The following is a 13255-nucleotide window of genomic DNA, read 5'->3' as shown; positions in this document are numbered from 1 at the left end:
GGAAGGGGCGGGTGTGCGGAAGCCGGCTTGGGCAGCGGTGGTGCTGGTAGCGCTCACGGCCTGCTCGACTCCCCCACCCGCCCCCTCCCCCACCTCCAGCGCGCCACCACCGTCGTCCGCGTCGGCCTCGGCCTCGGCTGCGGAGAAGGTCCACGTGTCGATCGGCGACTCGTACGCGACCGGCTTCGGCCCCGGCGGCACCACCGGCGAGAGCTTCGCCTCCCTGGTCGCCCGGCAGTCCGGCCTGCGGCTGGTCAACCTCGCCTGCAACGGCGCGACCTCGGCCGACCTCGCCACCAAGCCGGCCTGCGGCCCGGACGCGGGCGGCCGCACCCAGCTCGATGCGGCCGTGGAGACGTTGCGCGGCAAGGAGGTCGACCTGGTGACGGTGGTGATCGGCGGCAACGACCTGACCCCGTGCGCCCTCGACCGGCAACCCCTGGAGTGCGCGAACCGCACCCTCACCGACGTCCGCGCGAACGTCGTCGCCGCGTTGACCAAGCTCCGCGCCGCGGCCCCGGACACGACGATCGTGGGCCTGACCTACCCGGACGTGTTCCTCGGCGCGTGGGTGAACCCGTCGTTCCCCGACGGCAAGAACCTCGCCCGCCTGTCGGTGTCGATGTTCGAGCAGTTCAACGGCGTGCTGGCGGCCGAGTACGGGAAGTTCGGGGCGAAGTTCGCGGACGTCACGAAGGCGACCGGGGCCTACCAGCCGCTGACGCAGACGACGCAGGACCCGAAGTACGGGGCGGTTCCGGCGTCCGTGGCGCAGGTGTGCTCGCTGACGTACTTCTGCGACCGGACGGACGTGCACCCGACTCCGGCTGGGCACAGGGCCATCGCGGAGGCGGTCAGCGCGGCCCGCTGAGCTCTCCGGCAGGCACGGCGACGGCGGCGGCACAGGCCCGAACGCTCACCACAGCGACTCCGGGAGCACCGCGGCCAGACCGTCGACCTCCTCGTCGGTGAGCGGACAGAGGTGGGCCAGGGCGTTGCGCACGTTCCGGGCTTGGAACAGCAGCGAGGTGTCCGGTTGGGACAGCCGCACCCGGCCCGTGCCGACCGCCCACGCCATGGAGCCCAGCTCCAGCGTGCCGTCCCTGGTACGGCGGCGCTCGGTGAAGTCCTGCCCGCGCTCGATCTCCTCGACGACTGCTTTCGACGCCTTGGAGCGCAACGCCTTCTCCAGCCGCGCCCGGCAGTCGTCCACGATCGGGGTGAGCACACGGCTCTGTCCACGCCAGACCAGTGTCTCGAGGCTGCCGCGTTCGGCGGCGGCCACCTTCGCCGCCGGACTCACCCGCACCCTCCCGTCCCACCTGTCCAGAACACCTCTGCGCCAGGCGGCTCTGAGCGCGTGGGGAGGACGTACGCCGTCCGCGCGGCCGTCCACGGTCACCGGCAGGACGTCGTCGGCCGTGTCGTACGGCAACGCCTCCACCTGTTCCAGGAGGGTGCCCACTCGACCGTCCCACCAGCGGGCCAGGTGGTCGGCCAGCAGCAGGTCGGGTCCGGCGACCTCGACCAGCACCTCGGTGGCGACCTGCTCGCGCAACGCGCGTGCCCTGCCCTTGGAGCTCCGCCAGCGCGACTGCCTGCGCACGGCAGCGGCGACGGTCGCGGTGTCCAGTCGCCCGAACACGTCCCACCACCAGTGCACCCTGGTCGTGAGCGGGTCGGCACCGTTCTGGGCCGACGGGGGAACGTCGTCGGCCTTCACGACCACCAGCAGCCGCGGCCTGAGCTCCGGCGAGACGCCGTGCTCCTTCAGCACGGCGGTGAACCTGGTGACGCAGGTCCCCAGATCCGCCACGTCCCAGCCGTCCCACCCGCACAGGACGAGCACCTTGCCCGCGACCTGGTCGTGCCGCACGAGCCGGGTCAGCGGATCACCCTCGGGCGAGATCTCGAACAGCTCGCACAGCTTGTCCACCACCGTCTCCACCGGCCGGTCCACCTCCGCCGGGACCGCGAACGGCGGCTCGTCGTCGTGTTCCAGCAGTCCCAGGCTCTGCTGAGCCCACGAGGGCAGGTTCGCGACCGGGTCCCTGCGGCGAGCCTCCGGCGGCGGAACGCGGCGCCGCTGCGGCGCCTGCACCCGCACGCTGTCCACCCACCCGCTCAGCAGGTCGACGAGGTCGTCGGCCGCTCCCCTCTCGACCAGCTCGTCCGGCAGCACCCAGACGCAGGTGAACCCGTCGGCCAAGTCGTTCGACACCGCCTCGAGGTGTGCCTGCGGCCCCGGCAACGCCGCCAGCTCCCACGCCGGTCTCATGACGACGCGCACAACGTCGCGAGACAGCGGTGCACCATCCGGTCGAGGGAGACGCCGAAACTGCCCTCGTCGAGCACCTCCAGCTCCGCGAGCTCCTCCAACAGCTCCGTCGTACTGGCGAGATCGATCTCCAGTGCGGCCGCGACGTCCGCGGGCGACACGGAGTCACCGGGGTCGAAGTACTCGACCCACACTCCGATCCGCTCCCGCAGACCGGCGCTCACCCCCGCCCGTTCGAGGAACTTGGCCGCCCAGCCGGGGTCGGCGGCGTTGCGCAGCACGAGCTCCACCGCCTGCTCCCTGGTCCGGCCCCTGCGCACCACGCTGATCAGGTTCTCCACCTGTTCCGGCCAGCCGCCGGTCGCCTCGATCAGCCTCGTCCTGGCGGCCAGCACGTCGAACGGGCACTCCGGCCAACTGCGCAGGCTGCCGGCCGTCCAGCGCGTGAGCCGCACCACGTCGGCGCCGAGCTTCTCCGCCTCGTCCCGTTCCAGCACCAGAACCGCCGTGACCGGTGCCTCGGTCAGCATCTGCTGCGCGCGCTTCACCTCCCCCGGCGACTTGCCCCTGAGGTCCGCGACGACCACCGTGCGGCGCCTGCGACGGGCAACGGCCTGCAGTGTCTTGGTCACGTCGTTGCCGGACCTGCACACGTCCATGTTGAGGCTGCGGACCTCGACGTAGTTCTTGATGGCGTCGGCGACGCGGTCGATCCCGAGCGCAAGGGAGCCCACGACGACCGACACGGCGGTGGCGGGACCGGTCAGCTCCGACAGCTGCCCCTCGGTGAGCGGGCTTCTGAACTCGGTTCCCTGCTCGTCGACCGCGAGCAACCTGCGCGCGTCGCGCGGGTTGTACTGGTAGGGCAGGTCGAAGTCGGTCTCCTCCAGCTCACGGCTCAGGTCCGACTTCGTGCCGAGCATGTTGACCACGTTCGGGCTGCGCACGGCGAACCGGTCCTGCCCGGACAACCGGATGAGCAGCCCGAGTCCCACCATCTCGTCGAGGTGGATCCTGGTCTGGGTGACCGTCATGTCGTCGAAGCCCGCCGGCCAGCGCTCCCTGGCCAGCCCGAGGAGCTCGTCAGCGCCGTAGTTGCTGCTGAACGAGTCCTTCAGGCTCTCCAGGGCGACGATCAGCATCAGGACCCGGTAGCGGTCCTCCAGGTTGATCGTGATGCGCAGCCGTTCGGCGATGCGCGCCCGCACCCGGTCACTCGCGGCGACGGCCTCGACGTCACTTTCCCTGATCTGCACCGGCACGTCCTGCAGCTGCGAACCCCGGCTGTGCAGGGTGCGCACCAGCTCCTCGCAGAAGATCTGGATGAGACCCGCCTGGTAGTTGGTCGCCGCGAGCAGGCGCCACACCAGTTCCGGCTGTTCGAAGGTGTACCCCAGCGCCGCGAGCGGCTCGGTGACCAGCCGCCGCGCGTCGGCGGGAGCGAGCGGACCGACCAGGATGTCCGGTCCGCCGTGCACGAGCGGCACGTTCGACAGGTCGCTGAACCGCTGCACCTGGTGCAGACCGGCGAACACGACCTTGAACCGGCGCTCGGTGGACTCCATCAGGTCCTTGAGCCGCGAGACGTTCGAGAAGGTCGCCACACCGCTCGCCGTCGGCACGCCGCGCGAGTCCGCGGTCAGGAAGGCATCGGCCTCGTCCGCCAGCAGGAGCAGCCGCTTGCCCGGGCTGTGGGCGAGCCACGCCCGCACCTGCGTGACCACGTCGTCCGCGGAGACGTCCGCGGGCACCTTCGACGTCAGCACACCGCGTTCCTTGAGCTCGACGACGATCTCGCGCCAGATCCGTCCCGCCGGCTCCGCCTCGCCGATGCCGCGGCCCTTCAGGTCGAGGTAGATGGCGTGCTGGTCCACCACCGCGTTGAACGTGGCCTCCACCCGGCGCAGCAGGGCGGACTTGCCGAGCTGCCGGCCGCCGTAGACGAACAAGCCGCCGTTCGGGTCGATCACCTCGGCCATCTCCTTGGCCCGGCCGACGAACACCTCCGGCGGCACCAGACCCGCGACGAACGGCGTGTAGGGGCTCAGCGCCGTCCAGGGCAGCGTGACGCGTTGCGTGGCCTTCCACGAGCCCGGCGCCGTCGCGGCGACCCAGCCGAACACCGCGGGGTCCACCACCAGCGCCTGCACCGCGGAGTTGACGGCCTGTGCCGCGAGCCGGCGCCGCGCGGACAGGTCCATCGGGTGCAGGTACAGGATGATGTTGGCCCGGCCTGCCTCCTCCGCACCGAGCACGTCGAGGACGGACCGCCCACGGCGTTCCTCGACCACCACGGTCACGGTGAACTCGGAGGCGGCGGACCCGAGCACCGACACGTAGGACCCGTCGCTCGGGACGCCCTGCACGCGGAACTTCCGGAAGCCGCGGCTCTGCCGCAGCTGGTACTCGCGCGGCCGGACCGAGGAGTTGAGGCCGAGGGTGCGCAGGATGTCCTTGACGACTCCGGGCAGCGCGTCGTTGCCGTGCCGTCTGCTGTCCGTCAACGAGTCCCACGCCCGCACACCGACCCGGCCGAGCTCGGCGGGCGCACCGTCGCGCACCACCAGCCTGGCCCACGGCGCCGCACCGGTCTGCGGGGCCGCGAGGCCGCGCCCCGCACCGTCCGCCAGCACCGCGGCGAACGACTTCAGGTCGTGACCGATCAGCTCGGCGTGCTCCGGCAGCGGTTTGCCCTCGCGCAGGAACGCCAGGAACTCCGCAGCGGTCACGGTGTCGTCGTCGTCGAGCAACGCGGTCACCCGCCGCTCGTCCTCGTCCGCGAGCTTCAACGCGGCGAGCTCCGCACGCAGCTCGGCGACCCACGACCGCTGCTTCGCCAGCAGGTCGGCGACCAGGTCGCGCACGTGGCGTGCGGCCTCGTCGAACCGGTCGTCGCGCACGGTGCCCAGTGCGACCAAGCGGCCGTGCACCACCGTTTCCTCGTCCTGGTCGAGGAGGTTCTGGGTGCGCACCCTGGCGAACAGCTCCTGCGCCTTCATCAGTTCGCCGCGGAACTGCCGGGTGAGCGTCTCCCTCGCTGCCGCGACCTTCTCGCGCGCTGCGGCCGCCACCTCGCTCTCTCGCCAGAAACCGGCTTCGGCCAGCTCGACCACCTTCAGCGCACTGCGGAGGTCGCCGGTGTCGCAGTAGGACTGGACCACCGCGTCCAGGTCGAGCGGCTCGGCGAGCCTGGCCAGCACGCCCGATGTGCGCGGGTCCTCCTGGTCGGGGCGGCCGTTCTGGTCGCGGGGCAGGTCCGGCAGCGGCAGGAGGACGTCGACGCTCGGCTCCGCGATGCGGGGTTCCCCACCGGGCAGCGGTGGCTCGTCGGCGCTGAAACCGGTCCAGACCGCGGTCGTGGTCGACTCAAGCCAGCTGCGCAGCAACGAAACCGCAGCGCCCACCATGCCCGGCGGGACCTCCGCGGCACCGGCCGCCGCCGCTTCGCGGAGGACCTTCGCCCCGAGAGCTGCGTCGTCGGCCTCGGCGGCGGTCAGCCGGCGGTTCACCGCGTCCGCCTCCTGGACGACCGCCCTGACCTCCTCGATGGCACGTTGCAGTGTGCGCAAGGCCGTGGCGACGATCGGTACCCGAGCCTGTTTGGGGGTGCGCATTTCGGCGTCGGCGGCCTCGATCATCTGCTCGACGGCGTCCGGTGCGGCGAGCTCGGCGACCAGGTCGGACACCGCCTGCCCGTTCGGCGCTCCCCGTCCCCAGTCGACCACCACCGTGAGTGCGCTCCACAAGGGCTGTCCGGTCACCATCAGCCGCTGCAGCACCCTGGTGGCGCGCTGGTAGTTGTTCTTGCGCCTGGGCAGTTCCTCCAGCAGCACGGCTGCCCGCCTGCCCAGCTCCGCCCGTGCCTCGTGCACGTCCTCCTCGGGCTGCACCAGCCCGACCTCGAAGTCGACCCGGTACTCACGGCGCACAGCGGCGACGCAGGCTTCCACCAGCGTCTTCCACGGCGCGGGCAACGGGAGGTCGTCTTCGAGCTGAGCCAGCAGGGGGTGCCCCCAGCCCGCCACCAGGCCGGCCCGCAGCGCAGCCGTGGTCACGACGACGGCGGCCTCCGGGTCCTCGCTCAGTTCCCGTGCGCCGAGGTCGAGTGCCGCGAGCACCGCTGTGGCCTCGGCGTTGCTCGTCACCGAGTAGGCGGCGGCGGCGAAGCGCAGCGCGGACGCGCGCCGGTCGACCTCACCCGACATGGCCGTCACCCAGTACGCCTCGCCGAGGCGGCCCGCACGCGTCAACGCCACCGCGAGCGGGGGGTCGCCCTCGTCCCACCCGTGAACGAGCTCGTACGGCGACTGGGACGTCTCCTGCTCGATCGCAGGCTGGGGCAGTGGCACGAGCTCCGGCTCGCTCACGGGCTCGGCCACGATCTTCGGCTCGGTCTCGGGCAGCGCCTCGTCGGCCGCCACGGCGACCGGCGTCACGGCGACCGGCGTCACGGCGACCGGCGTCATGGCGACCGGCGTCATGGCGACCAGGTCCGGCCGCGGTCCCGACGCGGGCTTCTCCTCCGGTGTTCTCACAGGGCCGGCGTCCGTTGTGGTCGTCAACGCCGCGTGGTCCCTGTGCAGCACCGCCAAACTGTTCAGCAGTCCGGCCTTGGCCTCCTCGGGAAGAGTGGCGAGCAGGGCTTCCAAGCCGGCGATCTGACCGCGCAGCTCCTCGGCGCGCGCCGCGACCGAGGCCTCTGCCCGCAGGCGGTCGGCTTCCTCCGCGCGCAGCTCCTCCACCCGCGCCTCGATCTCCACGAACTCCACGTGCTCCGGGAGGTCCAGCGCCAGCACCAACTGTTCCCGCTGGCTCGCGTACTCCTCGAGAGGCGCCGTCAGGACGACCGCTCCTCCCCGGTCGGCGACCTGCGCCGCAGCCCGCAGAGCAGCCGAGACCTCCGCGGCGAGGTCGCGGAGCCCGGTCAGCCGCAGCTCGTTCTCGGCGAGCCGGTAGCCGTCCCCCACGGCGCTCGCACGGTCTGTCACGTGGTGTTCCCCGCTCCCGATGAGGTCTGACAAGGTCTTCCTGGCCGCGCCGCCCACAGCGCGTTCGAGCTCGTCGCGATGACGCGTGGCGGCCGGAGTGGCCCTGGCGTTGCCGAGCAGGAGGCCGTACAGCGTCAGCCGCCCCACCAGCTGTCCGAGGCCAACGAGCATCGCGCTCAACTGCTCGTCGGTCGGATCGGCGACCTCGGCCTCGCTGAACGACAGGTGGTGGATCAGCAAGTGGGCAGCGGGGCTCAGCACGGCCTCCGCGACCAGTGCCAGCTGGTGGGTGTGCGCCTTGGCCAGCCAGGCGCGGACCGCTTTGAGCTCGCGGCGCACCGGCAGGCGTGTGGTGACCGCACCGTGGGAGAGCTTGGCTGCAGCTTGCAGCGGCCCGCTCAACACCACGACGACACCGAGGTCGGCGTCATCGAGCGTCTTGAGCCACCTGCGCAGTTCGTTGGAGACATCGGCGACGACTGTCACGGTGGGTAGTTGTACGCCTCACTCCAACGGAACCGGCCAGGCCGCTACTCAAGATCACCTGAGTGGAGCAGTGCAGTTGGCTCAATTGCGCTCGAACGGCCCAATGCAGCCAGCAGTACAAGTCAGTTGAATGACGCGAGAAGGCCGCCGTAACGCCGAACAAGGATCACGCGATAGGAGATCAACCACCCTCAGCAAAGTCGGGCTCAGACTGATTCGGACACATAACTCCTGCTCAACACAGTGGGCACGATCCGCTCCCGGCACCAGGCGTCAAATAAAATGGTGTCCAGTTTTTGTCCTTCTACTGTCACTTTTTCGCACCGGGAAAGCGCAACTCAATACGACAGCATCCGCTGTACGAGTTGCACGTGGACAAGGAGAATTTCCGCAACTCTCCACGATAACGCAAAGTGACACGCCGCTGCGCCGAAGAGGTCACGGAAAGCAGCCACCCACACCCGTGCGGAGCTGTGAGGCTGAACGGCTCGCGCGAGTTCTCAGCGCAGGCCGTGCGCGATCCGGGTCACGAACGCCACCAGCCGGTCCGGCGTGAACTTGTCCGGATCGGTCAGCACCAGCCGCCCTGACATCTCCGCCAGCGCCAGCATCGCGTGTCCCAGCAGGGCGGAGTCGAGGTCGTCGAGGCCGCCGAGCTCCTTCAGGCCGAGCGCGGCGAGCTCCTCGATCTGCGCCAGCACGCCGGAGCGCACCAGCTCGACCTGTGCGCGGAACTCGCGCGGGGTGCCCTCGGGGGGCAGCAGCACAAGGCGCCAGCGGTCCGGGCAGTCGACGACGGCCTGCACGAACACGCGGACGGCGTCGGCGAAGGCGTCGTCGGGGGCGCGGGTCGCGAAGTCGGTGGGCAGGGCGGCGAGGACCTGGTCGGTGGCGCGGGTGGCTTCGCGGTCCAGCAGGGCGGAGATCAGCTCGGCGCGGTTGGCGAACAGGTCGTAGAGCACGGGCTTCGTGACGGCCGCCGCGCGGGCCACCGACTCCATGGTCACCGTGTCGAAGCCGGCGGAGATGAGACCCAGGGCGGCGTCCAGCAGCTGCTCGCGGCGTTCTTCCGGGGGCAGGCGGGGGGCGTACTTCCTGCGCGTTGTGCTCACGGGTCCATATTGCTACGGTGGCGTAGCTTTCACAAAGCTACGCGTGCGTAGTAATCGTCGGGCCGAGGACGGAGCCGGACAACCGTTCGCGGTGGGACCGCACCGCAGCGGGTAACCCTCGACGTGCCGACACGTGCGGCGTGCGGATCTGCGGCGACTGCCTGGTGTTGGAGGAGATGTGAAGGTTCGCTCCGGAGAAGTCGACTTGGCCGTGCAGGTGCGCGGGACGTCGGGACCGGTGGTGGTGCTGGTGCACGGCTACCCCGACACGCACGCGGTGTGGGACCGGGTCGCGGCGTTGCTGGAGGGGGACTTCCGGGTCGTCACCTACGACGTGCGCGGCGCGGGTGGGTCCACCGCGCCGTCCACTGAGGACGGTTATCGGCTCGAACACCTGGCGCGGGACCTGTTCGCGGTGGTCGACGCGGTCAGTCCGGACGAGCCGGTGCACCTGGTCGGGCACGACTGGGGGTCGATCCAGTCGTGGGAGGCGGTCACGACACCGGGCGCGCGGATCGCGACGTTCACCTCGATCTCCGGACCGTGCCTCGACCACCTGGGCCACTGGTCGCGGAAGCGGTTGTCGCTCGCCCACGTCAAGCAGTTCCTCCGCTCCTGGTACGTCGCCGCGTTCCAGCTGCCGGTCGTCGCGCCCGCGTTCTGGCGCCTGTACCTCGCACGCCGCTGGGGTGGCGTGCTGCAGCGGCTGGAGGGCGTTGACGCGCGGCCGGCGAGGACCATCGCGTCCGACGCCGTGAACGGCATCTCGTTGTACCGGGCCAACATCCGGCAGGTGATGCGCTCGCCGCGGCAGCGCGTCGCCCCCATGCCGGTGCAGGTCGTGCAGCCGACCCGCGACCGCTACATCCGCACCGAGCCGCTCGACCTCGAACGCTGGGTGCCGTCCCTGCGCCGGCGCCGGATCGCCGCCGGTCACTGGGCGCCGCTGAGCCACCCGGAGCCGGTGGCGCGGATGATCAGGGAGTTCATCGCGGACTCCACTCCCCCGCGCGAGCTCGTCGTGATCACCGGCGGCGGCAGCGGAATCGGGCGGGCGACGGCTCTCGCCTTCGCCGCGACGGGTGCGCGGGTCGTGGTGTCCGATGTGGACTTCGTGGCGGCCGAGGAGACCGCAGCGCTGGCCGACGGGCACGCCTACGAGGTGGACGTGCGGTCGGAGGAGGCGGTGCGGGCGTGGGCGCGGCAGGTCGCCGACGAGCACGGTGTGCCGGACGTGGTCGTGAACAACGCTGGCATCGGGCACTCGGGGTCGTTCCTGTCGACCTCGACCGAGCAGTGGCAACGGGTGCTGGACGTCAACCTGTGGGGCGTCGTGCACGGGTGCCGCGCGTTCGGCGAGCTGATGGTGGAACGCGGCGAGGGCGGCCACATCGTCAACCTGTCCTCGGCGGCCGCCTACCTGCCGTCGAAGATCCTCTCGGCGTACGCCACCAGCAAGGCGGCGGTGTTCATGCTGTCGGACTGCCTGCGTGCCGAGCTCGCACCGCACGCGATCGGGGTCAGCGCGATCTGCCCAGGGGTGGTGAACACGAACATCACGGCCACCACGACGTTCTCCGGGGTCAGCGCCGACGAGGAGCGGCGCAAGCAGGACCGCGCGTCACGGCTCTACGCGCGGCGCGGGTTCGGGCCGGAGCGGGTGGCGGCGGAGATCGTCACGGCGGTGCGGCGCAACCGGGCGGTGGTGCCGGTGACCGCGGAGGCGAAGGCGGCCCGGCTGGCCAGCCGGGCGGCGCCGGGGTTGTTGCGGGCGTTCGCGAAACTGGACATCGTCTAGGACAACAGGATTCCCCTGGAGCGGGAAAGGTTTCCCCGAACAGAGCAACCCGCCGATCCGGTGTAACGAGCTGTCGGCACGCGTCGAAACAGGTGCCGTAAGACCTCGACACCAAGCCGGAAAGGTGTGTCCACTATGGCTCCGAAGTGTCCACATTGCGATGTCTCCATGTGGATTTACGAGACCGTGCAGAAGGCCGACGGACCGTACGGCCGCTACGAGTGCAAGACGCAGCACTGCCCGAAGTGCAACGGCAGGTGCACGCACACGGTCGGACAGACGATCTCCTGACCACCGCGTCCCCGACCAGGAGCAGCCATGGGCATTTTCGGCCGTCGCGAGGAAGTTCAGACCGTCGACGTGGAGAACGTCCCCGTCGATCCGGGGGTGGCTGAGCGTCTGCCCGACGCGGGCGACTTCCTGCTGCGCAACCTGTCGGACCTCCCGGCGAGCTCGCTGCGCGAACTCGCCGCGGAGATCGAACGGGTCCGGCACCCCAACGGCTCCATCACGAACCGCAACCTCGACGGTGTGGGGGTGCGGGACTGGAAGAGCGGGCCGCTCACGAACCTCGTGTGGATCACCGCCGCGGACTGGATCATCACGGGCGTCTGGGCGTCGTTCGGGCTCAGCGGCCGCGACCGACGCCAGGTCGAGCGCACCGCGGAGACCATCGCCAGGGGACAGGGGGTGGCCGCCGCCGCGACCTGGGCGTTGCGGGCCAGGCCGGAGGGCAGGCTCCGCATCGAGTCGCTCGCGTCGCAGCTCGAGGACTCGCACAGCGAGTGGTACGGCAAGCTCACGAACGGCGACGTCATCAAGTCGTTCAAGAAGTGGCGCCGGCAACCGGGGTGACCGCACCGGCCGCGGTGAACGCGGCCGGTGCGGGACCGGAGGTGCTCAGGCCACCGGTTCGCCGGAGAGGGCGGCAGCCAGGCGGAGCCACGGCGTGGCCTCGTCGGACCGCCCCTGGCGCTCCAGCGTGCGGCCGAGCAGCAGGTGGGCGTAGTGGTCGACCGGGTCGCGGTCGACGAGCACCCGCAGCTGCGCCTCGGCCTTGGTCAGCTGGGCCGAGTGGTAGTAGGCGCGGGCGAGCAGGAGGCAGAGGTCTGCCTGGAACGGCACCTCGTCGACCACCTCGACCAGCAGCGTCGCGGCCCTGGTGTACTCCTTGGCCTCGAAGAGCAGCTGGGCGCGTTCCCACTTCTCGGCCGCGGTCTCCTCGTGGCCGGTGTCGAACAGGTGCGTCGCGGTCACCCACCGGTCCGGCGACACGTGGCCGTTCGGCAGGTAGTCGGTGAAGTTGTCCTTCATGAAACCTCCTTCCGCTGCCTACAACGCCGCACGGCCGCTGCTATTCCCGGCCGTCGAGCAACGCGAGGACGACCGCCGGCGATCCCGTCACGACTTGGTGCTCGGGAACGCCATGTCCTTGAAGTAGGTGGTCGCCTCGCGTTCCCGCAGCTCCCCCAGCCGGTCGATGAACGCGGCGGCGTTCTTCTCCTGCACCAGCCGCTGTTCTGGCTCCTCGGTCACCGGGAAGTTGCCCGGCGCGGCCTTCCACTCCAGGTAGGCGGCGGTCACCGCCATCTCGGTGTTGCGCAACAGGATCCACGACTGGTCCCACCGGTAGAACGCGCGCAGCCCGGTCAGGCCCGCGACGAGCACACCGGCGAGCGAGATCAGCCAGCTCTTGCCGGGGTACTCCAGGCTGGTCAGCACGGGCAGCGCCGCGCCGACGAAGATCACCGCGACGCCGCTGAGGCGGTAGAACCGCCGGTGCCAGCGGGCGCGGACGTCGTAGAACGTCCTCAGCCACGCGCCGTACGCGTCCGCCGTCGCCACGACACCGTCGTTCAGCGACGCGATCCGAGCGGGAAACGACGGAATCCGCCTCATCTCCAGGCCCCCTCTGAGCATTGTGGCCACACGGTATCCACGACCGCGGCCGGGCCGCTCCCCGGCAACTGCGCGACACCGCTTTCTGATCCTCCACAACGCCTTCACGCTTCGCGCACAACTCGGACCTAGCGTGCGGCACGTGCTGGGGGAACTGGAGCGGTCGCGGGTGGCCGTCGTCGTGCTGGTGGTCGCTGCCGGAACGTCCGCGCTGGTGGCCTGGACGGCCGGGCTGGTGGTGGTCGCCGGCGGGTGGGTCGTCCCGGACTGGGCGGTCACCGGTGCGCTGCTGGTGGCGGCCGGACTGGTCGTGGTGGTCCGCTGGCGGGGCCGGACCCCGTGGCCGTTCCGGGTGGTCGCCGTGCTGACCGCGCTCGCGACCCTGCTGTCCGGGCTGGGCGACACCCTGGCGACCTACACCGTGCTGCCGCCGGACGGCTGCCGGGTCGTGGTGCGCGAGACGTCGTTCCTGTTCGCGGGCTCCGGTGACGTGTTCCTGACCGGGCCGCTGGGCGTCGGCACCCGCGTCGGCTCCTACCGCACCGACGACGGGTACCTGCCGGTGGCGAGTGGCGACTACTCGTTCCGCTGGGAGTCCGGCACCGGGCGGCTCGGCTTCGCCGGACGTCCTGGCGACCCGGTCCTGAACCTGGAGATCGAGCCGTTGCGCTGCTGACGGCCGCCTCCCCGGACA

General features: G+C 70.9%; 10 protein-coding genes. 5 read left to right on the top strand and 5 right to left on the bottom strand.

Going from position 1 to position 13255, the window contains the following annotated elements; translation table 11 throughout:
- Nucleotides 1-13 precede the first annotated feature (13 nt).
- On the top strand, nt 14-871 hold the full coding sequence (locus tag ACZ7CH_RS08470; protein WP_470373440.1) for an SGNH/GDSL hydrolase family protein: 858 nt from the start codon (nt 14-16) through the stop codon (nt 869-871).
- A gap of 45 nt (nt 872-916) precedes the next feature.
- Here the strand turns inward: ACZ7CH_RS08470 and ACZ7CH_RS08465 are convergent, their stop codons facing one another.
- From ACZ7CH_RS08465 to ACZ7CH_RS08455, 3 genes are all read right to left on the bottom strand, one after another.
- Entirely contained in the window at nt 917-2278 is a 1362-nt protein-coding gene (locus ACZ7CH_RS08465; protein WP_360387900.1) for a hypothetical protein, read from the bottom strand.
- Nucleotides 2275-7752, bottom strand: a complete 5478-nt coding sequence (locus tag ACZ7CH_RS08460; RefSeq protein ID WP_470373439.1) for a hypothetical protein — start codon at nt 7750-7752, stop codon at nt 2275-2277. Before ACZ7CH_RS08460 ends, ACZ7CH_RS08465 begins: the two co-directional genes overlap by 4 nt.
- Nucleotides 7753-8252: 500 nt before the next feature.
- Nucleotides 8253-8864, bottom strand: coding sequence for a TetR/AcrR family transcriptional regulator (locus tag ACZ7CH_RS08455; RefSeq protein WP_470373438.1), 612 nt, complete (start codon nt 8862-8864; stop codon nt 8253-8255).
- 133 nt (nt 8865-8997) lie between these two features.
- On the opposite strand from ACZ7CH_RS08455, the gene ACZ7CH_RS08450 reads away from it, so the two are divergent.
- From ACZ7CH_RS08450 to ACZ7CH_RS08440, 3 genes are all read left to right on the top strand, one after another.
- Nucleotides 8998-10662, top strand: a complete 1665-nt coding sequence (locus ACZ7CH_RS08450) for an SDR family oxidoreductase (protein ID WP_470373437.1) — start codon at nt 8998-9000, stop codon at nt 10660-10662.
- A gap of 168 nt (nt 10663-10830) precedes the next feature.
- Nucleotides 10831-10953 carry a hypothetical protein gene (locus ACZ7CH_RS08445; RefSeq protein WP_360387889.1) on the top strand — a complete coding sequence of 41 codons (123 nt, stop codon included), beginning with the start codon at nt 10831-10833 and terminating at the stop codon, nt 10951-10953.
- Nucleotides 10954-10980: 27 nt separating this feature from the next.
- The gene (locus ACZ7CH_RS08440; RefSeq protein ID WP_458433140.1) at nt 10981-11517 is read left to right on the top strand and encodes a hypothetical protein; all 537 of its coding nucleotides are present in this window, start codon (nt 10981-10983) and stop codon (nt 11515-11517) included.
- A 45-nt stretch (nt 11518-11562) separates the two neighbouring features.
- On the opposite strand, the gene ACZ7CH_RS08435 is transcribed toward ACZ7CH_RS08440, so the two are convergent.
- Nucleotides 11563-11976: a tetratricopeptide repeat protein gene (locus ACZ7CH_RS08435; RefSeq protein WP_470373436.1), complete on the bottom strand. Its 414-nt coding sequence runs from the start codon at nt 11974-11976 to the stop codon at nt 11563-11565.
- A gap of 87 nt (nt 11977-12063) precedes the next feature.
- Complete coding sequence (locus tag ACZ7CH_RS08430) at nt 12064-12582, bottom strand: DUF4231 domain-containing protein (RefSeq protein ID WP_360387881.1); 519 nt, start codon at nt 12580-12582, stop codon at nt 12064-12066.
- A gap of 121 nt (nt 12583-12703) precedes the next feature.
- Between ACZ7CH_RS08430 and ACZ7CH_RS08425 the strand changes: the two genes are divergently transcribed.
- Entirely contained in the window at nt 12704-13237 is a 534-nt protein-coding gene (locus ACZ7CH_RS08425; RefSeq protein WP_360387879.1) for a hypothetical protein, read from the top strand.
- Nucleotides 13238-13255: the final 18 nt, after the last annotated feature.

The organism is Lentzea sp. NPDC037011, assembly GCF_055607425.1.
This window is presented reverse-complemented; position numbering and strand designations above follow the sequence as displayed.

Excerpts from the sequence above, each read along its gene's own strand:
- ACZ7CH_RS08465 (WP_360387900.1), bottom strand. The coding sequence starts at position 2,278 with ATGAGACCGGCGTGGGAGCTGGCGGCGTTGCCGGGGCCGCAGGCACAC.
- ACZ7CH_RS08445 (WP_360387889.1), top strand. The coding sequence starts at position 10,831 with ATGTGGATTTACGAGACCGTGCAGAAGGCCGACGGACCGTACGGCCGC.
- ACZ7CH_RS08440 (WP_458433140.1), top strand. The coding sequence starts at position 10,981 with ATGGGCATTTTCGGCCGTCGCGAGGAAGTTCAGACCGTCGACGTGGAG.
- ACZ7CH_RS08435 (WP_470373436.1), bottom strand. The coding sequence starts at position 11,976 with ATGAAGGACAACTTCACCGACTACCTGCCGAACGGCCACGTGTCGCCG.
- ACZ7CH_RS08430 (WP_360387881.1), bottom strand. The coding sequence starts at position 12,582 with ATGCTCAGAGGGGGCCTGGAGATGAGGCGGATTCCGTCGTTTCCCGCT.